19 protein-coding genes and 2 pseudogenes are annotated in these 20746 nt (G+C 68.2%); 12 read left to right on the top strand and 9 right to left on the bottom strand.

Annotated elements, in window-relative coordinates:
- On the top strand, positions 1-730 hold a 730-nt coding region (locus tag ACDELDRAFT_RS09535; RefSeq protein WP_005795982.1), incomplete at its 5' end, for an NUDIX hydrolase.
- A gap of 184 nt (positions 731-914) precedes the next feature.
- Here ACDELDRAFT_RS09535 and ACDELDRAFT_RS09530 read toward each other — a convergent pair.
- The gene (locus ACDELDRAFT_RS09530) at positions 915-1586 is read right to left on the bottom strand and encodes a histidine phosphatase family protein (protein ID WP_005795981.1); all 672 of its coding nucleotides are present in this window, start codon (positions 1584-1586) and stop codon (positions 915-917) included.
- Positions 1587-1806: 220 nt separating this feature from the next.
- On the opposite strand from ACDELDRAFT_RS09530, the gene ACDELDRAFT_RS09525 reads away from it, so the two are divergent.
- The 8 genes and pseudogenes from ACDELDRAFT_RS09525 to ACDELDRAFT_RS09490 all read left to right on the top strand — a co-directional run bounded on the left by ACDELDRAFT_RS09525 (position 1807) and on the right by ACDELDRAFT_RS09490 (position 10436).
- Positions 1807-2646, top strand: a complete 840-nt coding sequence (locus ACDELDRAFT_RS09525; RefSeq protein ID WP_005795980.1) for an IclR family transcriptional regulator — start codon at positions 1807-1809, stop codon at positions 2644-2646.
- Positions 2643-3796, top strand: a pseudogene (locus ACDELDRAFT_RS09520) (thiolase family protein). Before ACDELDRAFT_RS09525 ends, ACDELDRAFT_RS09520 begins: the two are co-directional and overlap by 4 nt.
- Before the next feature lie 3 nt (positions 3797-3799).
- Entirely contained in the window at positions 3800-4192 is a 393-nt protein-coding gene (locus tag ACDELDRAFT_RS09515) for a Zn-ribbon domain-containing OB-fold protein (RefSeq protein WP_005795976.1), read from the top strand.
- Positions 4193-4274: 82 nt separating this feature from the next.
- Positions 4275-5270 (top strand): tripartite tricarboxylate transporter substrate binding protein, encoded by a 996-nt coding sequence (locus tag ACDELDRAFT_RS09510; protein WP_005795975.1) that lies wholly within the window; start codon positions 4275-4277, stop codon positions 5268-5270.
- A gap of 66 nt (positions 5271-5336) precedes the next feature.
- Entirely contained in the window at positions 5337-7439 is a 2103-nt protein-coding gene (locus tag ACDELDRAFT_RS09505; RefSeq protein ID WP_005795973.1) for an acetate--CoA ligase family protein, read from the top strand.
- 20 nt (positions 7440-7459) lie between these two features.
- Positions 7460-8647: an acyl-CoA dehydrogenase family protein gene (locus ACDELDRAFT_RS09500; RefSeq protein WP_005795971.1), complete on the top strand. Its 1188-nt coding sequence runs from the start codon at positions 7460-7462 to the stop codon at positions 8645-8647.
- Complete coding sequence (locus ACDELDRAFT_RS09495) at positions 8644-9417, top strand: SDR family NAD(P)-dependent oxidoreductase (protein ID WP_005795970.1); 774 nt, start codon at positions 8644-8646, stop codon at positions 9415-9417. Before ACDELDRAFT_RS09500 ends, ACDELDRAFT_RS09495 begins: the two co-directional genes overlap by 4 nt.
- The gene (locus tag ACDELDRAFT_RS09490; RefSeq protein WP_005795968.1) at positions 9414-10436 is read left to right on the top strand and encodes a phosphotransferase; all 1023 of its coding nucleotides are present in this window, start codon (positions 9414-9416) and stop codon (positions 10434-10436) included. Before ACDELDRAFT_RS09495 ends, ACDELDRAFT_RS09490 begins: the two co-directional genes overlap by 4 nt.
- A gap of 106 nt (positions 10437-10542) precedes the next feature.
- Here ACDELDRAFT_RS09490 and ACDELDRAFT_RS09485 read toward each other — a convergent pair whose 3' ends face one another.
- The 3 genes and pseudogenes from ACDELDRAFT_RS09485 to ACDELDRAFT_RS09475 all read right to left on the bottom strand — a co-directional run bounded on the left by ACDELDRAFT_RS09485 (position 10543) and on the right by ACDELDRAFT_RS09475 (position 14077).
- The gene (locus ACDELDRAFT_RS09485; protein WP_005795967.1) at positions 10543-11670 is read right to left on the bottom strand and encodes an SDR family oxidoreductase; all 1128 of its coding nucleotides are present in this window, start codon (positions 11668-11670) and stop codon (positions 10543-10545) included.
- A 13-nt stretch (positions 11671-11683) separates the two neighbouring features.
- A complete protein-coding gene (locus ACDELDRAFT_RS09480) occupies positions 11684-12952 on the bottom strand; it encodes an ABC transporter substrate-binding protein (RefSeq protein WP_005795966.1) in 1269 nt (422 codons plus the stop codon).
- A gap of 34 nt (positions 12953-12986) precedes the next feature.
- Positions 12987-14077, bottom strand: a pseudogene (locus ACDELDRAFT_RS09475) (cyclase family protein).
- 612 nt (positions 14078-14689) lie between these two features.
- Between ACDELDRAFT_RS09475 and ACDELDRAFT_RS25030 the strand changes: the two are divergent.
- The 3 genes from ACDELDRAFT_RS25030 (at position 14690) to ACDELDRAFT_RS24030 (ending at position 16114) form a co-directional block, all read left to right on the top strand.
- Entirely contained in the window at positions 14690-14854 is a 165-nt protein-coding gene (locus ACDELDRAFT_RS25030) for a hypothetical protein (RefSeq protein WP_005795961.1), read from the top strand.
- A 116-nt stretch (positions 14855-14970) separates the two neighbouring features.
- On the top strand, positions 14971-15333 hold the full coding sequence (locus tag ACDELDRAFT_RS09470; RefSeq protein WP_157764914.1) for a hypothetical protein: 363 nt from the start codon (positions 14971-14973) through the stop codon (positions 15331-15333).
- A gap of 292 nt (positions 15334-15625) precedes the next feature.
- The gene (locus tag ACDELDRAFT_RS24030) at positions 15626-16114 is read left to right on the top strand and encodes an RcnB family protein (protein WP_005795957.1); all 489 of its coding nucleotides are present in this window, start codon (positions 15626-15628) and stop codon (positions 16112-16114) included.
- A 291-nt stretch (positions 16115-16405) separates the two neighbouring features.
- Here ACDELDRAFT_RS24030 and ACDELDRAFT_RS09460 read toward each other — a convergent pair whose 3' ends face one another.
- The 5 genes from ACDELDRAFT_RS09460 to ACDELDRAFT_RS09440 form a co-directional block, all read right to left on the bottom strand.
- The gene (locus tag ACDELDRAFT_RS09460; protein ID WP_005795955.1) at positions 16406-17398 is read right to left on the bottom strand and encodes a threonine dehydratase; all 993 of its coding nucleotides are present in this window, start codon (positions 17396-17398) and stop codon (positions 16406-16408) included.
- Positions 17395-18270: a PhzF family phenazine biosynthesis protein gene (locus ACDELDRAFT_RS09455; protein ID WP_005795953.1), complete on the bottom strand. Its 876-nt coding sequence runs from the start codon at positions 18268-18270 to the stop codon at positions 17395-17397. Before ACDELDRAFT_RS09455 ends, ACDELDRAFT_RS09460 begins: the two co-directional genes overlap by 4 nt.
- Before the next feature lie 30 nt (positions 18271-18300).
- Positions 18301-18924, bottom strand: coding sequence for a glutathione S-transferase family protein (locus tag ACDELDRAFT_RS09450; protein ID WP_005795951.1), 624 nt, complete (start codon positions 18922-18924; stop codon positions 18301-18303).
- 157 nt (positions 18925-19081) lie between these two features.
- A complete protein-coding gene (locus tag ACDELDRAFT_RS09445; RefSeq protein WP_005795949.1) occupies positions 19082-20260 on the bottom strand; it encodes an aminotransferase-like domain-containing protein in 1179 nt (392 codons plus the stop codon).
- A gap of 127 nt (positions 20261-20387) precedes the next feature.
- Positions 20388-20746, bottom strand: a 359-nt coding sequence (locus ACDELDRAFT_RS09440) for a DMT family transporter (protein WP_005795947.1), incomplete at its 5' end; no start/stop codon positions are given.

The raw sequence follows: 20746 nt of genomic DNA, 5'->3' as shown, positions 1-20746 counted from the left end.
GGGGCAGGCCGTGGGGTCGGTGGCAGCGGGTGTTTTGGATGAAATTGAACTGCAGCGCTTGTCGGATAAGGGTTATCAGCTACTGAATCAGGAGCGGTCAGAAGGGCGCGTGTGGCACCTCGACGTGGCGCCCGATGCAGTCACGCCCGCGCTGAACCTGCTGGCGGGCGCCTTGCGCGCCCAGGGGCGCTGCGGCCCCTGGCGCAACGAGCAACTGGCCGTGTGCAATGCCCGGGGCGAGCGATTGGGCACCATCGAGCGGGGTGCCGTGCGCGTGCTGGGCCTGGCCACGCGGGCCGTGCACCTGGTGGGGCTGGCGACCGATGGCCGCATGTGGGTGCAGCAGCGCTCCCACACCAAGCCCAACAACCCGGGGATGTGGGACACGCTGATGGGCGGCATGGTTTCTGCGGCCGACACGCTGGACCAAGCCCTGGAGCGCGAAACCTGGGAGGAGGCGGGCCTGCGGCTGCCTGCGCTGCACGGCGTGGCGCACGGGGGCCATGTGGAATTTCGCCGGCCCAGCCGCGAGGGCGGCGGCGTGGGCTACATGGTCGAGCGCATCGACTGGTTCCGCTGCACCGTTCCCGACGGCGTGGAGCCCCGCAACCAGGACGGCGAGGTGGAACGGTTCGAGCGGTGGCATCCCGCCCAGGTCCGCGAGCGCATCGCCGCCGGCGATTTCACGCTCGAAGCCGCGCTGGTGCTGGGCGCCTGCTGCGGGCTCTGATGCGGGCGCCGTTGGGGCGCTGATTTGGACTGCCCGGCCCGCCCGGTGGGCTGTGGCGGGTCCGCGCGGGTTGCCATACCGGTGCTCGCTGCGCGTGCGCGGGCATGCCAGCTCTGGTCGCGGAATGCGCGCCCGCGCGCAACCGGTTCCTGATGGGTGTGGAACGCGGGCCGCTCGCCGCGGCTCAGGCGTGCGTCACCCAGTCGGCGTGCTCGCGCCCGTTCAGGTGCGGCAGGGTGTTGAAGGTCTGCAGCATGAGCCGCTTGGGCGATATGCTGAACTCCGTCACGGCGCTGTTGCGGATGCGCATGTTCAGCGCAATGGTCACCTCGGGCGCCGTGCCCAGCACCTCGCCCACCGCCGCCGAGATGGGGCCGCCGCTGCTGACCAGCAGCACGTTGTGCCCCGCATGGTGATGGCGCACATGGTCGAGCGCGGCACGCACCCCGCCCGCAAATTCGTCCCAGCTGGGCATGCCCTGTGGGCTGATGACGCCCGCCATCCACTGCGCCAGTGCGTCGCACAGCAGCCGGAAATGGGCGCGGTACAGCTCGGGCGTGTCGGGCTTTGCCAGCGGCTGCGTGTGGATGGCGCGGATCAGCGCCAGGCTGTCGTATTCGTTCAGGCCTGGCAGCTGCAGCGGCTCGGGGGTGATCTGCAGCCCCTCGGCAATGCCTTCGAGCGTTTGCGCGTGGCGCCGCAACGTACCGGTGAGGACGGCGTCGAACGCCAGCCCCTGCGCGCGCCAGTGCTCACCCAGCCGCACCGCCTGCTCGCGGCCGCGCGGGCTGAGCTGGTCGTAGTCGTCGGCACCAAACGAGGCCTGGCCGTGGCGCACAAGGTAGAGGGTTCCCATGGTGCGATTGTGGCTTCCACAGGGTCTGCGCTCTTGTCTCTGGTGCGACTTGCGCTATCGAATCGTGAGCAAATTTACGCCATCGAACTGACGTGATGGCCATCCGGCCGTGGGGGTCAGAAATTTCATTCAATAAAACTTGCGTGCCTGGTTTTGACGCAGGGATGGTGGTGCCATAAATTGCGTGAACTGTCTCGACGGTTTCAGCGAAAGAAACTTCATGCCCACTTCAACCCGGCCCAAGGCCGTCATCACCCACGAGCGAGGCACCACCTCGTCTGTGGAGCGTGCCTTGCGCGTGCTGCGCGTCATGTCCGAAGGTGGCAGCGTGCGGCTGACCGATATTGCGTCCGCGGCAGACCTGGACAAAGCCACCGCACTGCGATTGCTCGACGTGATGGCGCGCGAGGGCTTTGTGAAGCGCGACGCGCAAAGCAAGCAGTTCACCCTGGGGCCCGAGCTCACGGTGCTGGGCGCTGCGGCGCTGCGGCGCTTCGACCCGCGCCCTCTGGCGCGGCCCAGCCTGATGCGCCTGGCAGGCGTATTCCAGGACACCGTGGTGCTCTCGATCCGCAGCGGCGTGGAGTCACTGTGCATCGACGTGGAGGAGGGCACCTACCCCATCCGCGCCAACTACCTCACCGTGGGCAGCCGACGGCCATTGGGCGTGGGCGCAGGCAGTCTGGCGTTGCTCGCCGCTATGCCCGATGACGAACGCGAGGCCGCGCTGGAAACGCTGTCTGGCCAGCTCGACCGTTACCCGCGCATCACCCCCGCACTGCTGCGCGAACGCATCGACCAGGCGCGTGAGCGCGGCTATGTCGTGTTGCTGGACGTGGTGGTCGAGCGCATGGGCGGCATCGGTGTTGCCATTCTCGACCCCGAGGGCCACCCTGTGGCGGCACTGAGTATCGCGGCGCTCAACGAGCGCATCCTCACGCGCGAGCCGGCGCTGGCGCAGGCGCTGCTGCGCGAGGCCACGGTTTGCCAGGTGCGCTGGGCCGAAGCCACCCGTGCCGACCGCCGGCCCGCATCCCCACTCAAGGAGAAACGTCAATGACCACAGCTTTGCGGCCCGCCTACCTGCGCGGCGCAGGCGGAACACCTTTCGGGCGCCACGAGGGGCGCAGCGCGCTCGACCTGATGGACGAGGCCGCTGCGCAGGCCATTGAGCGCAGTGGCCTGCGGCGCAACCAGATCGACGGCGTGCTGTGCGGCTATGCGACCACGCTGCCGCATCTGATGCTGTCCACGCTGATCTGCGAGCGCCTGGCGCTGCGGCCTCAGTACGCACATGGGTTGCAGCTGGGCGGTGCCACCGGCGCGGCCATGCTGATGGCAGCGCGCGAGCTGGTGCGTTCGGGCCGCTGCCGCAACGTGCTGGTGCTGGGGGGCGAAAACCGCCTCACGGGCCAGTCGCGCGACAGTTCCATCCAGACGCTGGCGCAGGTGGGTGATGCCGATTACGAGGTGCCCAACGGCGCCTCCGTGCCCGCGTACTACGCACTCATGGCGTCGCAGTACATGCACCGCACGGGCGTCACCTCGCAGGACATGGCCGAGTTTGCCGTGCTCATGCGCACCCATGCGGCCGGCCACCCCGGCGCACACCTGCGCACGCCCATCACCCTGCAGGAAGTGCTGGCTTCCAAGCCCATCGCGCGGCCCTTGTCGCTGCTTGATTGCTGCCCGATCTCCGACGGCGCCATGGCGCTGGTGGTGTCTGACGAGCCTTCGGCGCACGCAGCCGTGGCCATGGTAGGGGCGGGGCAGGCGCACCGCCACCAGCATCTCACGGCCATGGAGGACGCACTGCAATGCGGCGCGGGAGAGGCCGCGCGATGGGCCTTTGAAGAGGCGGGCCTGGGCCTGGGCGATGTGGATTACCTCGCGATCTACGACTCGTTCACCATCACCCTCGTCATGCTGCTCGAAGAGATCGGCTTCGCCCCCCGGGCGGCGCCGCGCAGCGCGCCCGCGCGGGCGACTTTGCCGCAGGCGGCGCATTGCCGCTGAACACCCACGGCGGCTTGCTGTCGTTCGGGCACTGCGGCGTGGCCGGGGGCATGGCACATGTGGTGGAGACCTGGCAACAGATGACCGGCCAGGCCGGCGCGCGCCAGATCAAGCCACCCCGCCGCGCCTTCATTCATGCGGACGGCGGTGTCATGTCGTCCCATGTGAGCCTGCTGCTTTCTCGCGAGGACTGACCCATGAACGCAATGGAACCCAGCCTGGCGCGGCCACTGGCTGCGCCTTATACCGACGGCCTGCGTGAGGGCCTGCTGCGCTACCAGCAGTGCAGTGCCTGTGGTGGTGCGCAAACCCTCGCGCGCTACGCCTGCCAGCACTGCGGGCAGCGCACGGCCATGCCGTGGCGCGACGCAGCAGGCACTGCCACGGTGTGCGCAGTGACCGAGGTTGCGCGCGCGCCTTCCGATGAGTTTCGCGCCCTGGCGCCGTACACGCTGGTGATCGTGCAGCTGGACGAAGGGCCGCGCCTCATGGCCCATGCAGCGGCTGGCGTGCAGATCGGACAGCGCGTGCGCGCCAGCTTTTTTGAGCACCATGGCCGCACGCTGGTGCGGTTTGAGCCCCTGACCTAGCAATGGGCTGGCGGCGCTTTGCGCGCTGCCTGCTTTTCTTCGACCGGTACCCGCTAACAACCACGACAGGAGACAAACCCCGATGAAAACCGCAATCCACCACCTCGCTTCCCGCCGCCACTGGATCGGCCTGGCCTGCGCCGCACTGTGCGCTGTGGCATCGCCGCTGGCCTGGGCCCAGGACTACCCCAACAAGCCCGTCAAACTGGTCGTGCCCTACCCACCGGGCGGGCCGACCGACATCGTGGCGCGTGCCGTGGCGCAGAAGCTGCAAGAGCGCCTGGGCCAGCCTTTCGTGGTGGACAACCGGCCCGGCGCGGGGGCCAACACGGGGGCAGAGGCGGTGGCCCGCAGCGCGCCTGACGGCTACACCCTGGTGGTGGCCACCACGGCGCATGCCATCAACCCGGCGTTGTTCACAAAGCTCAACTATTCGCTGCTCAAGGATTTTGCGCCGGTGTCGCAGCTCACCAGCGGGCCGCTGGTGATCGTGGCCAACCCCGCCTTGCCTGCCAACAACGTGGCCGAACTCATCGCGCTGGCCAAAAGCCGCAACGGTGGGCTGAACTACGGGTCGTCGGGCAACGGCCAGTCCACCCACCTATCGGCCGAATTGTTCAGCGCCATGGCCGGGGTGAGGATGACCCACGTGCCCTACAAGGGCAGTGCGCCCGCGCTGACGGATGTGATGGCCGGGCAGGTGGACTTGATGTTCGACACCATGCTGTCGTCCATGCCCCATGTGAAGGGAGGGAAGCTCAAGGCCCTTGCCGTGACCAGCGCCCAACGCTCCGCGGCTGCGCCCGACCTGCCCACGGTGGCGGAGTCCGGCCTGCCGGGCTACGAGGCCATTGCGTGGAACGGTCTGCTGGCCCCCGCAGGCACGCCCAAGGAAGTGGTCGCGCGGCTGAACACCGAGCTCAAGGCCGTGCTCGAGAGCCACGAAATCCGCCAGCGTTTCGAAGCCCAGGGTTTTGCAGCCGCCTGGAGCGCACCGGCGGCTTATGGCGCCTTCCTGCAGGCCGAGGTCGACAAATGGGCCAAGGTCGTGAAGGCCTCTGGCGCCAAGCTCGACTGAGCGAGCGCTACTGCATCCACCCCATCCACTCTCCTTCTCAGGCGCGTTGCCGCGTCTCTCCCCACCATGACGGACCTTCTCACTTCAGCGCTGCAGCCGCGCTCGGTTGCCATCATTGGCGCCTCGGACAACATCCACAGGATCGGCGGGCGTCCCATCTATTACATGCAGCGCCACGGCTTTAAGGGCGCAATCTACCCAGTGAACCCTTCGCGCGAGGAGATCCAGGGTTGCAAGAGCTATGCCTCGCTGTCGGCCTTGCCGGAAGTTCCGGATCTGGCGCTGGTGGTGGTGGGTGGTGACAAGGCCGTGGCGGCAGTGGAGGAGTGCGCGGATCTGGGCGTCAAGTCGGCGGTGGTCATCGCCTCAGGCTTCGGCGAGACCGGGCCGGAGGGTGTGGAGCTGCAGCGCCACATGGTGGCCAGGGCGCGCGCCAAAGGTATGCGCCTGTACGGCCCCAACACCCAGGGCCTGGCCAACTTTGGCACGGGCGCCATCGCCGGGTTCTCCACGATGTTCATCGAGGTCCCACCCATGGACGGCCCCATCGGCATCGTGAGCCAGAGCGGTGGCATGAGTGCCATGACCTACGGCCTGCTGCGGGGGCGCGGCCTGGGCGTGCGGCACGTGCATGCCACGGGCAACGAAGCGGACGTGTCCGTGGGCGAACTGGCGCTGGCCGTGGCGCACGACCCGGACGTGCGCTTGCTGCTGCTGTACCTGGAGAGCATCGCCAACCCCGCAATGCTGGCCGCCGCTGCGGCCCATGCGCGGGAGCGCGACCTGCCCATCATCGCCATCAAGGCCGGGCGTTCGGCGCAGGGGCAAAAGGCCGCGTCATCGCACACCGGCTCGCTGGCCAACGAAGACCGCACGGTGGATGCATTCTTCCGCCAGCACGGCATCTGGCGGGTGCGCGACCCGCACGAGCAGGCGCGCGCCGCGCAGGCCTACCTCAAGGGCTGGCGTCCTGAAGGCCGGCGCCTGGTGGTGATCAGCAACTCGGGCGCGAGCTGTGTGATGGGCGCCGATGCGGCTGAAGACGAAGGTTTGCCCCTGGCGGAGCTGTCGGCGCAAACCCAAGCCGCCGTGGCGTCCAAGCTGCCGGGCTTTGCCACGGCCAGCAACCCCATCGATGTCACCGCGGCGCTGCTGAGCGACAGCGGCCTGTTCGGCAAGGTGCTACCGGAGGTGGCGCAAGACCCGGCGGCCGACCTCTTCTTTATCAATATCCCCGTGGCCGGTGCTGGCTACGACGTGCAGACCTTCGCACGCGATGCCGCAGCGTTCGAGGCCGCCACCGGCAAGCCCGTGGCCGTGGCGGCCTGGCAGGAGAGCGTGGCCGAGCCGTTCAGTGCACAGGGCATCGCCACCTTCCCCAACGAGGGCGAAGCACTGGGTGTGCTGGCCCAGGTGACCAACCACACGGCGCTGATGCGCAAGCAGCGCACGGCCTGGCCCGCGCTGCCCCAGGTGCAGTTGCCCGAAGGTGTCCGTGGGTTTCTGAACGAGGCCGACAGCCTGGCCCTGCTGGCGCGCCACGGCATTCCCACCGTGCCGCTGCGCCTGTGCCACTCGGCCCAGGAAGCGCGCGACGCGTTCGACGCCGTGGGCGCACCGGCGGTGGTGAAGGCCTGTTCGGCCGAGGTGCCGCACAAAAGCGAACACGGCCTGGTGGCGCTGGGTGTGGCCACGCGCGAGCAGGCGGCAGACCTGTACGAGCGCTTTGATGCCAAGATGCAGGCCATGGGCGTGGCGCGCGACGGCGTGATCGTGGCGGCCACCCGCAAGGGTCGCCATGAATTCATGGTCGGTGCGCGGGTGGACCCGGTCTTTGGTCCGGTCGTGGTGGTGGGCGACGGTGGCAAGAACGTCGAGGCACTCAAGGACTGCGCGGTGCTGCTGCCGCCCTTCAGCACGGCTGACGTGGTGCAGGCACTGGGCACGCTGCGCATTGCACCGCTGCTGGCCGGCGTGCGCGGCGACCCGCCGCTGGACGTGCAGGCGCTCGCGGAGATCGCCGTGGCCGTGGGCCGGGTGATTGCGGGCGCGCGTGGCGCCATGGCGTCGGTGGACCTCAACCCCGTCATGGTGGGCGCTGCCGGTGAGGGCGCCGTGGTGGTGGATGCCCTGGTCGAGTGCGCTGGCGTACCCTCCAGCGGTTCGTGATTGTTGAAAGGACGCATCCCATGGACTTTTCCCTTTCCCCTGAAATTCTCCAACTGCGCGACCAGACGCGCCAGTTCATTGCCGAGCAGGTCATTCCGCTCGAAAACGACGAGCGCCAGTCTCACCACGGCCCCAGCGAGGCCTTGCGCCGCGAACTGGTGGCGCGCGCGCGTGCCGCGGGCCTGCTCACGCCCCATGCTTCCCGCGAAATGGGCGGCCTGGGCCTGAGCCATGTGGCCAAGGCGGTGGTGTTTGAAGAGGCCGGCTATTCCTGGCTGGGCCCCACGGCACTCAACATCCATGCGCCCGATGAAGGCAACATCCACCTGATGGAAGAGGTGGCCACGCCAGCGCAAAAAGAGCGCTGGCTGCGCCCCCAGGTGGCGGGCCACACGCGCTCGTGCTTCGCCATGACCGAGCCTTCGCCCGGTGCGGGTGCCGACCCGTCCTTGCTGGCCACAACGGCCGTGCGCGATGGAGATCATTACGTTATCAACGGCCTCAAGTGGTTCATCACCGGCGCTGATGGGGCCGACTACGCCATCATCATGGCCCGCATGGAAGACGGATCGGCCACCATGTTCCTTTCGGACATGAGCCGCCCCGGCATCGTGCTGGATCGGAACATGGATGCCATGGACGCCTGCTTCACCGGGGGGCACGGTGTGCTGCGTTTTGACAACCTGCGCGTGCCGGCCGAGGACGTACTGGGCGAGATTGGCAAGGGCTTCCGCTACGCGCAGGTGCGCCTGGCACCCGCCCGCCTGACGCACTGCATGCGCTGGCTTGGGCAGGCCCGCCGCGCGCACGATGCCGCACTGGCCTATGCGCGCAAGCGCCACGCCTTTGGCAAGCCGCTGGCCGAGCATGAAGGCGTTGGTTTCATGCTGGCCGACAACGACATGGACTTGCACACCGCGCGCCTGCACATCTGGCACACCGCGTGGATGCTGGACCAGGGCGAGAAATGCAACTTCGAATCCAGCCGTGCCAAGGTCGTGTGCTCGGAAGCCGAATGGCGCGTGGTGGACCGCAGCGTGCAGATCCTCGGCGGCCAGGGCGTTACCGGCGAATCGCCGGTGATGCGCATCTTTACCGACATGCGGGCCTTCCGCATCTACGACGGCCCCAGCGAAGTGCACCGCTGGAGCATGGCGCGCAAGCTGGTGCACCAGGCGGAGAAGGCCGAGGTGGAGGAGCGCTCGTGAGCGCCGCCATCGAGCGCTTTCGCCTGGACGGGCGCCTGGTGCTGGTCACCGGGGCATCCAGCGGCCTGGGCACCCACTTTGCACAACTGCTGGCGGGTGCAGGTGCCCGCGTGGCCCTGGCCGCACGGCGCACGGACAAACTGCAGTCCGTGGTGGACGCCATCACGCAGGCCGGTGGTCAGGCGCGGGCCTACCCGCTGGACGTGACCAGCGCTGCCAGCGTGCGTGAGTGCCTGGACGCGCTGGCCGTCTGGGGCGTGCCCGATGTGGTGGTGAACAACGCCGGCGTTACCGTGACGCGTCCGCTGCTGGAGCAAACCGAGGAAGACTTCGACCACGTGCTGGACACCAACCTCAAGGGCTGCTGGCTGGTGGCCACCGAGGCCGCGAGGCGCATGGTCGCCGCAGGGCAGGGCGGCTGCATTGTGAACGTGGCGTCCATCCTGGGCGAACGGGTGGCCGGGGGCGTGGCGCCCTATGCCATTTCCAAGGCTGCCGTGGTGCAGGCCACCAAGGCCATGGCGCTGGAGTTGGCGCGCCACCGCATCCGCGTGAACGCGCTGCTGCCCGGCTACGTGGTGACCGATCTGAACCGCGACTTCCTGACCAGCGAAGCGGGCGACAAGCTGCGCAGCCGTATCCCGAGCCGGCGCTTTGGTGAGCTGAGCGACCTGGATGGCCCCTTGCTGCTGCTGGCGTCCGACGCGGGCGCGGCCATGTCGGGCGCTACCGTGGCGGTGGATGGTGGACATCTGGTGAGTTCGCTATGAGTGCAGTTCCCTTCTCCGTTGAGCCGTTGGCCGCGTACTTGCGCGCCCAAGGCCTTGCCGGCAGCGAAGCGGTGCAGGTAGTGCCCCTCTCTGGCGGACAGTCGAACCCCACGTTCCGCGTGACGGTGGGCGAGAACGCCTATGTGCTGCGCAAGAAGCCGGCCGGTGTGCTTGCGCCGTCAGCCCACGCGATTGACCGCGAATATCGCGTGATGAACGCATTGCAGGGCACGGATGTGCCCGTGCCGCGCATGCGGGTGTACTGCGAAGACGACTCCATCGTCGGCACACCGTTTTACTTAATGGACTTCCTGCAGGGCCGCGTGTTTATGGACCCGGCGCTGCCCGGCATGGAGCCTGCCGAGCGGTCTGCCATCTACCGCGAGATGGGCCGTGTGATGGCTGCGCTGCACAGCATTGACCTTGCTGCCGTGGGCCTGGGTGACTACGGCCGCACCGGGCGTTACGTGGAGCGCCAGATCGACCGCTGGTCGCGCCAGTGCCGTGCGCTGTCGGTGCCGCTGGACCCGGCCATGCTGGCCTTGATGGAGTGGCTGCCCACCCACCTGCCGGAGGGTGACGAGACCACGCTGGTGCACGGCGACTACCGCATCGACAACCTGGTGTTCCACCCCACGGAGCCCCGCGTGATCGGCGTGCTCGATTGGGAGCTTTCAACCCTGGGCCATCCGCTGGCCGACCTGGCCTACCACTGCATGGCCTGGAACGTGCCGCCCACGCTGTGGCGCGGCATGGGCGGGCTGGATCTGCCCGCCCTGGGCATTCCGACCGAGGCGCAGTACCTGGCCGACTACGTTGCCGCCACAGGGCGTGAGGTACAGGGGCACTGGTCGTTCTACATGGCCTACAACCTGTTTCGCATGGCGGCCATTCTGTACGGCATTGCACAGCGCGCTGCTGACGGCAGTGCAGCGTCGGCCGATGCGGAGGAAACTGGGCGCAAGGCGGGCCCCCTGGCTCGTCTGGGGTGGGAGTGGGCGCAGCGCCACGCGCTGTAGCGTGCCGAACGAGTGCTAAGGCGCTGCCATGCGAGTCTTGTGGGCCCGCATGGCAGCGGCGTGTCCAGCGGTGGCGGCCGCTGGTCAATGTTGCTCCGCGCGAGTTTCAATCCGCAGCGCGGGCTTGCGCCGCCGAGGGCAGCAGCTGGCGCTGCTGCAGCTGGCCAAACCATTTGCGGAACATGTCCTCGGTGTCCATGCAGGCGGCAAAGCCTGCCTGGCGGATCTTCACCGAACTCATGATCACGGGGGGCAGCGGCCCGGCCTTGCCGTGGTTCATCTGGAAGTCGGCATAGGTGGCGCCCTGACCGATGAAGGCTGCCAGGTTGCGCGGTGCGGCCAGCTGGTATTTGTCGACGATGCGCTCCCAGGCGTCCTGCTGCCCGGCCAGGGTGGCGCCCAGCGACTGCGGCTCGGGCTCGCCCGCGGGCATGCCCAGCGCGTCTGCAATGACGGGCCAGACGTTCTGCCAGACGAACACATCGCCGTTTTCCAGGTTGAAGGTTTCGTTGCGGGCGTTGGGTGACTCAGCTGCCCAGGCGCAGGCCTGGGCGATCAGGTCGGCATCTACCGCCTGGTTCACGCGCGGTGGACCGCCAGGGTAGGCCAGGGGCCGGCCCTGCTCGTGGCGCAGCCAGGCATAGACGCCAATGGCCGGGATCGGGTTCATGTGGCTGCCCATGGCGTCGCCGAAAACGATGCGCGGGCGCAGGATGGTGAAGTGCCATGCGCCGCTGCGGGCCTGGCGCTCACGCAGGAAGTCCTCCTGCAGCCAGTAGAAGTTTTCGTGCGCGTCGCGCGGCCAGCGCTCGCGCGCGGGCACGGCGATCTGCGGGTGGATGTGCACCCCATAGGCCTTGCCGCCCTGCATGATGGTGACGTGGCGCAGCGGGCCGCCGGGGCGGTCCAGCGGCTCGACCACGTTGCGCAGCATTTGCAGGTTGATGCGCATCTGGTCCTGGTCGCGCCAGCCGCCCACCAGCCCGCCGGGCTGCTCGTACACGGCGGCGTAGACCACATGGGTGATGTCGTCGCGGCCCGCCAGTGCGGCCCGGCAGGCGGCTTCGTCCTGCAGGTCCAGTTGCAGGCTGTGGGCTCCGGGGGGCAGGGAGATGGGGCGGCGCGCCACGCCAATCGCATTCCAGCCGGGAAGGCTGGCGAAATGGCGCAGGCAGGCCTGGCCCACCACCCCCGTGGCGCCCACGATGAGGGCTGTCTGCGGAGAAGTCGTCATGGCGAAGGCGTCTTCACTTCTTGACCATGGGGCACTTGGACTGGGCCAGCGGCAGGAAGGCCTTGTCGCCCGGAACGGTGGCCACGAGCTTGTAGTAATCCCATGGGTACTTGGACTCGGCCTGTTGCTTGACCTCGAACAGGTACATGTCATGCACCATGCGGCCGTCTTCGCGGATGCGGCCGTTCTTGGCGAAGAAGTCGTTGATGGGCGTGGCTTTCATCTGCGCCATGACCGTGGCCGTGTCATCGGTCTTGGCGGCCTGCACGGCCTTGAGGTAGTGCATGGTCGAAGAGTAGGCGCCCGCCTGGCTCATGTTGGGCATCTTCTTCATCTTCTCGAAGTAGCGCTTGGACCACGCGCGTGTTGCGTCGTTCATGTCCCAGTAGAACGCCTCGGTCAGCATCAGTCCGCCGGCCGTGCGCAGCCCGATGGCGTGGATGTCGTTGATGTACATGAGCAGGCCGGCCAGGGTCTGCTTGCTCTTGCCCTGCGTCAGGCCGAACTCACGCGCTGCCTTGATGGTGTTCACGGTGTCGCTGCCGGCATTGGCAAGGCCGATGACCTGGGCCTTGCTGTTCTGGGCGCTCAGCAGAAACGAAGCGAAGTCTGTTGCGGCGATGGGATGCTTGGCCGCTCCGAGCACCCTGCCGCCCTGGGCCGTTACCACGGCGCTCGCCTGCTCCTGCAGGCTGTGGCCGAAGGCGTAGTCGGCGGTGATGAAGTACCAGTCCTTGCCTCCGCGCTGGGTGATGGCGCTGGCCGTCACGTTGGCCAATGCGTAGGTGTCGTAGACATAGTGCACGGTGCTGGGCATGCACAGGTCGTTGGTGAGCCGGTCGGTGCCGGGACCGTTGAAGATGATGACTTTCTGCTTTTGCTTGGCCACTTCGAGCACCGCCAGCGCCGGAGCGGAAACTGCCACATCCATGATGGCGTCCACCTTGCCGTTGTCAAACCATTCACGGGCCTTGTTGGCGGCCACATCCGCCTTGTTCTGGTGATCCGCCACCAGCAGTTCGATCTTCTTGCCCAGGACCTGGCCGCCGAAGTCGTCGATGGCCATCTGGATGGCCGCCGCGCTGCCCGGACCGGTGATGTCGGCAAAGGGGCCGCTGAGGTCCGTGAGGATGCCGACGCGCACGATGTCGTCGGAAATTTTCACGTCCTGTGCCGTGACCGCGGTGGTCGCCGCCAGCAGGGCCGCGCTGGTGCAGAGAGCGCGGCAGGCGCGCTGCAAGGGGCTGCGAAGAGGTTGGGTGCGAGGGATGTCGTGGGGCATGGTGGTCTCCTTGGGTTTTTTATGCGTGCAGGAATCAGAGGGTGGCGATGGGCGTGACGGGTGAGCCGACGGCGCCGGGCAGGCGCAGCGGCGGTGCGGTGAGCAGAAAGCGCGTGCGCCCCAGCGCGTGCAGCGCCTCGGCAAGCTCGTCCAGGTACCACAGCTCGCCCAGCGGCAGCCCGAGCTTGAACAGGCAGTGCTCGTGCAACGGCACCACGGCATAGGGCGTGCCGTCTTGCGGTACGCGGGTGGGCGGGTGGCGCTCCACCGCGTAGTTGTCTGCCACCAGGGCCGCGATGCCGCTGTCGGTGATCCATTGCAGCAAGCGCTGGTCGCTGCCGTCCAGCGCGGCGCAGCTGTGGTGCAGGCGTTCGGCGTCGGGCTGCCCCTGCATGGACAGCACCACGCCAGCAAAGCCGGTGCGCAGCAGCAGCATGTCCCCCGGCTCCACCGTGGCGCCGCACTGCTCCATGGCGTGCACGAGTTGTTCGTAGCCGATGTCCTGGAAATCTGTACCGTAAACCCGTGCAAGGTCTACCAGCACGCCGCGGCCTTGCATGCCTTTCCTGGCAAGGTTCTCCACGCCCAGGGCGCGCGCCACGCTCGCGTCGGCGGGTCGGCCCGCGCAGCACACGGGGGCGGTAGGGGGCCTGGAGCGCCTTGCTCGTCGCGTTGCGGCAGGCCATGGTCGACGGGGCCCAGCACATGTTCGTGCCCACGGTAGCCGTTGTAGTAGGTGGTGCGCAGCCGGCCGTCGCCGTCGGAGTCGAACAACGAGCCCACATGGGCCAGCGAGTCCCACTGCGTGGAGTATTGCAGCGAGAGCAGCACCTGGTCATCGCTGATCACGTCGGTCGCGCCCGCGTACACGTGGCCCAGCGGAAAGTTGAGGTATTGCCGGTCGCCATTGCGCGTGGGCGAAAGGCGCGGGGGATGACGCCGTGCATTGAGTGCATTTCCGCCTGGTAGGTCCAGCGGCAGCGAGAGGCAGAAGCTGCGCCCTTCGCGCACCTCTTGTGCACCCTTGCGAACTTGTTCAGGGCCAATCAGGTTCGTGCGCCCGAGCTGATCGTCGGGCCCGAAGTCGCCCCAGTTCGAGCCTGGTGGGCGTTGTTTCCATCGCATGCTGTTGTCTCCCGCCGCGGTTGATTGCGGATGTGGAGACTATGGTGTTGGGCGCAGCCAGCCCCTGTCAAACCCTTCGATAAATATTTCGAAGAGTGAAATACGACATGGGGTAAACCCTTCTGTTTGGCGCGGCTGTGTTTAGCGTGTCGTTGAGGGAGCTGGTTTCGTTAAGCAAAACTACCATCCAGGGCGTTTCAGGCCTCGCGAGCGTCTGCGCGAATACTGGCGCACCCGCATTGCCGCGGAGAGTGCTGCGCCCGTCGGCGTGTCTGCCAACCGATCCTTCACCTGCAGTGCGTTGGCTGGCGCGCGCAGTATGCGGCCAGTGGGTTACCGCATTGGCGCTGCCGACATTGGATTGGCCGCCGGCATCTGCAGGGGGCGGTTGGTGCCGGTGAGAGGGCAATCGAACGTCAACACCCGCCGCAAATTGCCAGCAGGTGCGATGCGATGGGCCCGGAATCGACAAAGCCATGCTGTTCGTTGGCGCGGCAAATTTCCGCCGCATCTTCCGGCGCGCCCCCGAAAAGACCGTAAAAAGGTCCTAAGCCAATCTTCAGATGGCGGCGCGACCATGCAGTCCTCTCCTCACTGAAAAGAAAGCGCCCTATGGACCCCCTTCTTCGCCCCCTGATCCGCCAGTTTGCCGGTGTGGTGCTGGCCTCTTTGGTGCCCGTGGTGCTCACGGCTTTTCTGTGCGTTCCATTCATCCTGGGTGGCCACCCCGGTGACGAGCGCCTGGTGGATGCAGGCAGCTCACAGCACATGAGCTGACGGCCATGTTCAGCCCTTTCTCGGCGCGCTTGCGCCCACGCGGGCCGTTGCCGCGCACCGCCTGGCCTTGCCGGATGGCGGCTGGCGCAGCTGCGGCCTTGGTGGCAGGCTGCGGCGTGTCGGTACCCTGGGACCGCGAATACGCTTGCGAAGGCCAGGAGTCCTCTGTCGCGCAGTTCACAGGGGCCCATGCGCCTGCCGCGGTGCGCCAGTCGTACCCTCTGTCCATCGATCTGCATGTGCGCGATCCGCATGTGTTCGTCAAGGGCACCACCAGCGATGTGCGTTCACGCAGCGAGAGCGATACGCATTTTGCGGTGCGGTCAGCGTCGTTCTGGATGGCCGGCGGCTTCGATGAGCGCACCGGCCAACTGACGCTGGTGGAAGAGCGTACGCTGGCCGTCGCCGGCCAAGTGCAGCAGGTGCGCACCTCGGGCACCTACCTTTGCCACCCGAAAGGGGCGGCACTGCGCACCTGAGCTTGGTGGGTATGTTGGGCTGGAATGGATGTGAAAAGTGCCCCATGCGCTTTTTCCGCGGGCGCAGAATGCTATTGTTTTGATAGAAATGCTGGCGTGCTGCTTCTGGTGCGCCGGGTACCGTCGTCCCGTTGCCGGGGTGGCGACAGACGCCTTTGCGCGCATCGTCCCTGCCATGGAAGCCGTTGGTTGATGACTGGCGAAGTTGTCCGACAGGCGCGATCCTCCAACTCGGTGCAGACTGGTGGATGCGCGCTTGCGCAGCGCGCATGGCGAAGAAAAGGGGGATTCCATGAATACCACCATTGCACGGTCCATCGGGCGGCTGACGCTGCTGTGCGTCGCTTGTGCATCGCTGGGGCTGGCACAGGCGCAACCCCGCGACCAGCGCGAGCCACGTGACCACCGTGACTATCGCGACCAGCGCGACCAGCGCGGTGACCGGGGCTCCTGGGGCCCGGGAGGCCAGCGCGGTGAGGCGCATCGTCCACCGCCCGCGCGTGCCTATCCGCCCGGCCCGCCGCAACGCCCCCAGTGGGCACCGCCGCATGACCGGACCATGGACGGGCACGCATGGCGGGGGGCAGGGCCTGAACACAACTGGTACCGGGGCGGGCGTTTGCCGCCAGCCTATCGCAGCTACCACTACGTGGTCGACGACTGGCGTCTGCACCGCTTGCCACCACCGCCACGCGGCTACCACTGGGTGCAGTACGGCGGCGACTACCTGCTCGTGGCCATCGCCACCGGGGTGATCCTGCAGATCATCCTCAGCAACTGAACGCTGGTGAACGGCTTCCGTGGGAATCGCGCTGGAGCGAACACCGCACGGGGGAATTCTGCGGATGCGCTACCGCGTTCCAGCCCCCGCCCCCCTCCAGGTAGCCGAGGTAACTGGCCGTCCAAATTCGTGGCAGCGCAAAGGCGAGCGTCCTTGCGGGAGGCCTTCGGCATGGGTGCGGGCCAGCCATCGGGCTGCTTGCTGCCCCTGCACGGTGCCTCGCAGCCGGGCTCGCCAAGTCCGCTGCATGGCCGCTGGAGACCGTCAACGGCTGAGCGCCGCCCGGCCCGTTCAGGTGGCTTGGCACAGCACCTGGCTGAAGACGGCGGCGTCCACATTGGCGCCCGTGAGCGCCAGGCCCACCACCTGACCCTGCAGCTGGCTGCGCTCCTGCAGCGCGGCCGCCAGGGCAGCGGCGCCGGCGCCCTCGGCCACGTTGTGCGTGTCGGTGTACAGCGCCCGTATGGCGGCGGCCACCTCGGTGTCGCTCACCTGCACGATGTGGTCGATGTGCGGGGCGATGATGGCCAGCGCCTCGGGGTCGGCCACGCGGCAGGCCATGCCGTCGGCAAGCTGGGTGGTCACAGGCGCTTCCACCACGCGGCCCGCGGCCATCGAATCGGCGTAGGTGGTGGCGTGGCTGCTGACCACGCCCACCACGCGCGCGCCATGGCCCAGCGCCCGCTTGGCGGCGATGGCCGAACACGCGCCCGAGCCCTGGCCGATGGGCACATACACCACGTCGAGTTGCGGCGCTGCGCGCAGGAATTCCCACCAGTAGGTGCTCACCCCGCGCAGCAGGTCGGCGTGGAAGCTGGGCACCATGTGCGCGCCGCGTTCGGCGGCGATCTGCATGGCATGTTCGCGCGCCTCCTGGAAATCGCTGCCGTGTTCGATCAGCGTGACGCCCAGGGCGCGCATGGCGGCGTTCTTCTCCACCGAATTGCCCAGCGGCACGACGATGGTGCAGGCCACGCCGTGGCGGCGTGCGGCCCAGCCCATGCTCTGGCCGTGGTTGCCGCGCGTGGCGCTGATCACTTCGCGCGGCAGGGCGCCGCGCCGGGCGAGCTGGTCGAAGTAGGTCAGGCCGCCGCGGATCTTGAAGGCGCCCACGGGGGTGTGGTTCTCGTGCTTGAGCCAGCATTCGGTGCCCAGGCGTTCGCTCAGCAAGTCCCAGCGGTATTGCGGCGTGGGCGCGAAGTCGCGGTACACCACCTGCGCGGCGGCTTCGATGTCGGCCAAGCTGGGAAGGTGGGCTTCGGCGCCCGTCGCGAAGGAGGTCACAGCAGCACCTCGCCGCGCACACAGGTCACCGTGCTGCCGCCGATCCAGATGTCGCTGCCTTCCTGTGCCACGTGCACCCGCCCGGCGCGGCCCAGCGCGGTGCCCTGGCTCGTGACGTAGTGCGTGGGGGCCAGGCCGGCACCAATGAGCCATTGCGCCATGGCCGCATTCAGGCTGCCCGTGACGGGGTCTTCCGCCATGCTGTTGCCGCAGGGGAAGAAGGCGCGCACCTCGAAAGCGATGCCATGCTCATCGCTGCTGCCGATCACCCCGACCTTGCCGCGCGGGCCGACCACGCCCACGTCCAGCCCGGCAAGGATGGCGCCGTCGGGCTTCAGCGCCAGCACCTGCGCGGCCGAGCCCAGCATCACGCCGCGCCATTTCGGCCCGTTGTCGCACCAGGCGTGGTGCAGGATGTCGCTGCGCGCCACGCCCAGGCCCTGGGCGATGCGCTGCACGTCGTCCTCAGCGAGCGGTCCGCCTTGGAGCAACGGGGGCGCGGCGAAGGCGAGGCGGTCGCCGTCCTGGCGCAGCGTCACCAGGCCCACGGCGCATTCCTGCACCACGCGGCCTGGCACACGGGGCTGGCCGCCCTGCTGCAGCCAAGCATGGCAGCTGCCCAGCGTGGGATGGCCGGCAAAAGGCAATTCGCGGCCGGGGCTGAAGATGCGCACGCGGTAGTCCGCCCCCGCCGCGCGACCGGCCTCGGTGGGCGGCAGCAGGAAGGTGGCTTCGGACAGGTTGGTCCAATTGGTGAACTGCTGCATGGCTTCGGCGCTGAGGCCCTCTCCGTCCAGCACCACGGCCAGCGGGTTGCCACGGTAGGGCTCGGGGGTGAAGACGTCGACCTGCAGAAAGGGGCGTTGGCGCATGGTGGGGCCTTGGTTGGGTGGGAGAAGGAATCAGGACAGCGGCTGGTCCAGCACGCCGCGTGCGCCGGGGCGCGTGCGCACGGCCTCGTACCAACGCTCAAGGTGGGGCCGGGCGCTGCGCTCCTGCGGCAACCCCCACCAGCGGTGGATTTCGCAGCCCACGGGAATGTCCGCCATGGTGAAGTGCTCGCCGGCCATGAAGGGCTGGCGGGCCAGGTGGGCGTCCAGCAGGGCCAGCAGGGGCTCGGTGGCCGCCACCGACCGCTGGATGAGTTCCTCGCTGCGCTGCGCGGGCGGCGTGCGGATCCACTGGATGAAGGCGTCGCGGCCGGCGGGGTTGAGCGCCGTCTGCTGCCAGTCCATCCACTGCTCGGCCGCGAACCGTGCGGGCAGGGCGTCGGGGTAGAGCCGGCCCGGGGCATAGCGGGCGCACAGGTAGCGCACGATGGTGTTGGATTCCCACAGCACCACCCCGCCCTCGTCCTCGATCAAGGGCACCAGGCCGTTGGGGTTGAGGCGCAGGTAATGCGGCTCGCGGACGATGCCGAACTGGCCGCCGGCATCGGTGCGCTGCAGGGGCAGCGCCAGTTCCTGCGCCGTCCAGACGACCTTGCGCACGTTGATGGACGACAAGCGTCCCCACAGTCTCAGCATTTCCATCCTCCATGGTGTTGGGTGCCATTCGCAGCCGCCTGGGCGGGCGCGTTGCACGTGAGAGGACGCCGTGGAACTGGCCTGGCCAGCCACTGGCGTCAACCCCCTCCCGCACCGCGAGGGAAGGGGCGAGCGGCGCAGCCGCGAAAGGGCGGGCCTACTGGTGTGCGCGCACAGCGGCGGCCAGCGCCGCGATGGCGGTGCGGATCTCGTCGCTGGTGGCCGTCACGTACGACAGGCGCAACGTGCGGGTGTCGGGGTGATCCGCATAGAAAGGAGCGCCGGGCACAAAGGCCACGTTGCGCTCCACGGCCGCGGGCAGCAGCGCCTGGGCGTTCATGCCCTCGGGCAGGCGAACCCACAGGAACATGCCACCCGCCGGGCGCGTCCATTTCACGTCCAGGCCGGCCATCTCGTGCTCCAGGGCGGCCAGCATGGTGTCGCGCTGCTGCTTGTAGAGGGCGCGGATGGTGGGTACGTGGCGGTCAAGGAAGCCGTCCTTGATCACCTCGGCCACCACGCGCTGGTTGAAGCCGGGCGTGTGCAGGTCGGCGGCCTGCTTGGCCTGCAGCAGCTTGGGGTAGATGGCCTTGGGCGCCACGATGTAGCCCAGGCGCAGGCCGGGGGCCAGCACCTTGGAGAACGAGCCCATGTAGATGCAGCCCTCGGGGTTGCGGGCCGTCAGGGGCGCGGGCGGGGCCTCGCCAAACCACAGGTCGCCGTAAGGGTTGTCCTCGATCAGTGGGATGCCCAGCTCGGCAGCCTTGGCTACCAACGCGGCACGCCGTGCCTCGGTCATGGTGCGGCCCGTGGGGTTCTGGAAGTTGGGCAGCACATAGGCCAGGCGGGCCTTGTCGGCGCCGGTGCCTGCCTTGGCGGCAAAGTCTTCCACCAGGATGCCGTCGTCGTCGCTGGCCACGCTGACGGCGATGGGTTCCTGCGGCGCAAAGGCCTGCAGCGCGCCCAGGTAGGTGGGCGTTTCCACCAGCATGCGGCTGTCCTTGTCGAGAAACACCTTGCCGATCAGGTCCAGCGCCTGTTGCGATCCGGTGGTGATCAGCACCTGGTCGGGGTCCACGGCCCAGGGCAGCATGTCGGCCACCGCCTGGCGCAGGGGCGCGTAGCCCTCGCTGGTGGCGTACTGGAGGGCGGCCGCCCCGTCGCGTGCCATGACGGTGTTGCAGGCGGCGGTGAACTCCTGAAGGGGGAACGCCTTGGGCGAGGGCAGGCCGCCGGCCAGGCTGATGATGCCGGGCCTGTCGGTCAGTTTGAGGATTTCGCGGATCGCGGAAGGGTTCATCTTGGCGGCGCGTGCCGCCAGGGTCCAGTTCGTCATGCAATCATCTCCAGTGGCGCCCGGCAAGGGCGCTTGTCATCCATAAAAAAAGCCGTTGTGCGGCGGTGTACCGGCCTGCGGGTGGGCCGATGGGAGCACTTTAACCCGCCGTGCGGCCGGGTATCCATCAGCGGGGCTCCGCCGGCCGCTGCCGCACCGGCATGCGCCGGCCCAGCACCACGGTGGCCATCACGGCCATGCCGAAGCCCACGCTCACGGCGTCGAGGCCCTCGCCCAGCAGGGGCACGGCAAACAGCATGCCCAGAAAGGGTTGCACCAACTGCACCTGGCTGACGCGCACGGTGCCGCCCAGCGCCAGGCCCCGATACCAGGCAAAGAAGCCCAGCCACATCGAAAACACCGACACGTAGGCAAACCCGCCCCAGGCCAGCGCGGGCAGGGGGCCGGCGGGCCACGACAGCGCGGCCAGCGGCACCGTGGCCGGCAGCGAGAGCACCAGCGCCCAGCAAATCACGAACTCGGCGC

Source organism: Acidovorax delafieldii 2AN, from assembly GCF_000175235.1.
GTDB classification, from domain to species: domain Bacteria; phylum Pseudomonadota; class Gammaproteobacteria; order Burkholderiales; family Burkholderiaceae_C; genus Acidovorax; species Acidovorax delafieldii_B.
Note: the sequence above shows the minus strand (reverse complement) of the source record. Positions and strands in the feature narration are given on the sequence as shown.

Excerpts from the sequence above, each read along its gene's own strand:
- ACDELDRAFT_RS09445 (WP_005795949.1), bottom strand. The coding sequence starts at position 20,260 with ATGACGAACTGGACCCTGGCGGCACGCGCCGCCAAGATGAACCCTTCC.
- ACDELDRAFT_RS09525 (WP_005795980.1), top strand. The coding sequence starts at position 1,807 with ATGCCCACTTCAACCCGGCCCAAGGCCGTCATCACCCACGAGCGAGGC.
- ACDELDRAFT_RS09515 (WP_005795976.1), top strand. The coding sequence starts at position 3,800 with ATGAACGCAATGGAACCCAGCCTGGCGCGGCCACTGGCTGCGCCTTAT.
- ACDELDRAFT_RS09455 (WP_005795953.1), bottom strand. The coding sequence starts at position 18,270 with ATGCGCCAACGCCCCTTTCTGCAGGTCGACGTCTTCACCCCCGAGCCC.
- ACDELDRAFT_RS09450 (WP_005795951.1), bottom strand. The coding sequence starts at position 18,924 with ATGCTGAGACTGTGGGGACGCTTGTCGTCCATCAACGTGCGCAAGGTC.
- ACDELDRAFT_RS09510 (WP_005795975.1), top strand. The coding sequence starts at position 4,275 with ATGAAAACCGCAATCCACCACCTCGCTTCCCGCCGCCACTGGATCGGC.
- ACDELDRAFT_RS09500 (WP_005795971.1), top strand. The coding sequence starts at position 7,460 with ATGGACTTTTCCCTTTCCCCTGAAATTCTCCAACTGCGCGACCAGACG.
- ACDELDRAFT_RS09505 (WP_005795973.1), top strand. The coding sequence starts at position 5,337 with ATGACGGACCTTCTCACTTCAGCGCTGCAGCCGCGCTCGGTTGCCATC.
- ACDELDRAFT_RS09480 (WP_005795966.1), bottom strand. The coding sequence starts at position 12,952 with ATGCCCCACGACATCCCTCGCACCCAACCTCTTCGCAGCCCCTTGCAG.
- ACDELDRAFT_RS24030 (WP_005795957.1), top strand. The coding sequence starts at position 15,626 with ATGAATACCACCATTGCACGGTCCATCGGGCGGCTGACGCTGCTGTGC.
- ACDELDRAFT_RS09485 (WP_005795967.1), bottom strand. The coding sequence starts at position 11,670 with ATGACGACTTCTCCGCAGACAGCCCTCATCGTGGGCGCCACGGGGGTG.
- ACDELDRAFT_RS25030 (WP_005795961.1), top strand. The coding sequence starts at position 14,690 with ATGGACCCCCTTCTTCGCCCCCTGATCCGCCAGTTTGCCGGTGTGGTG.
- ACDELDRAFT_RS09530 (WP_005795981.1), bottom strand. The coding sequence starts at position 1,586 with ATGGGAACCCTCTACCTTGTGCGCCACGGCCAGGCCTCGTTTGGTGCC.
- ACDELDRAFT_RS09490 (WP_005795968.1), top strand. The coding sequence starts at position 9,414 with ATGAGTGCAGTTCCCTTCTCCGTTGAGCCGTTGGCCGCGTACTTGCGC.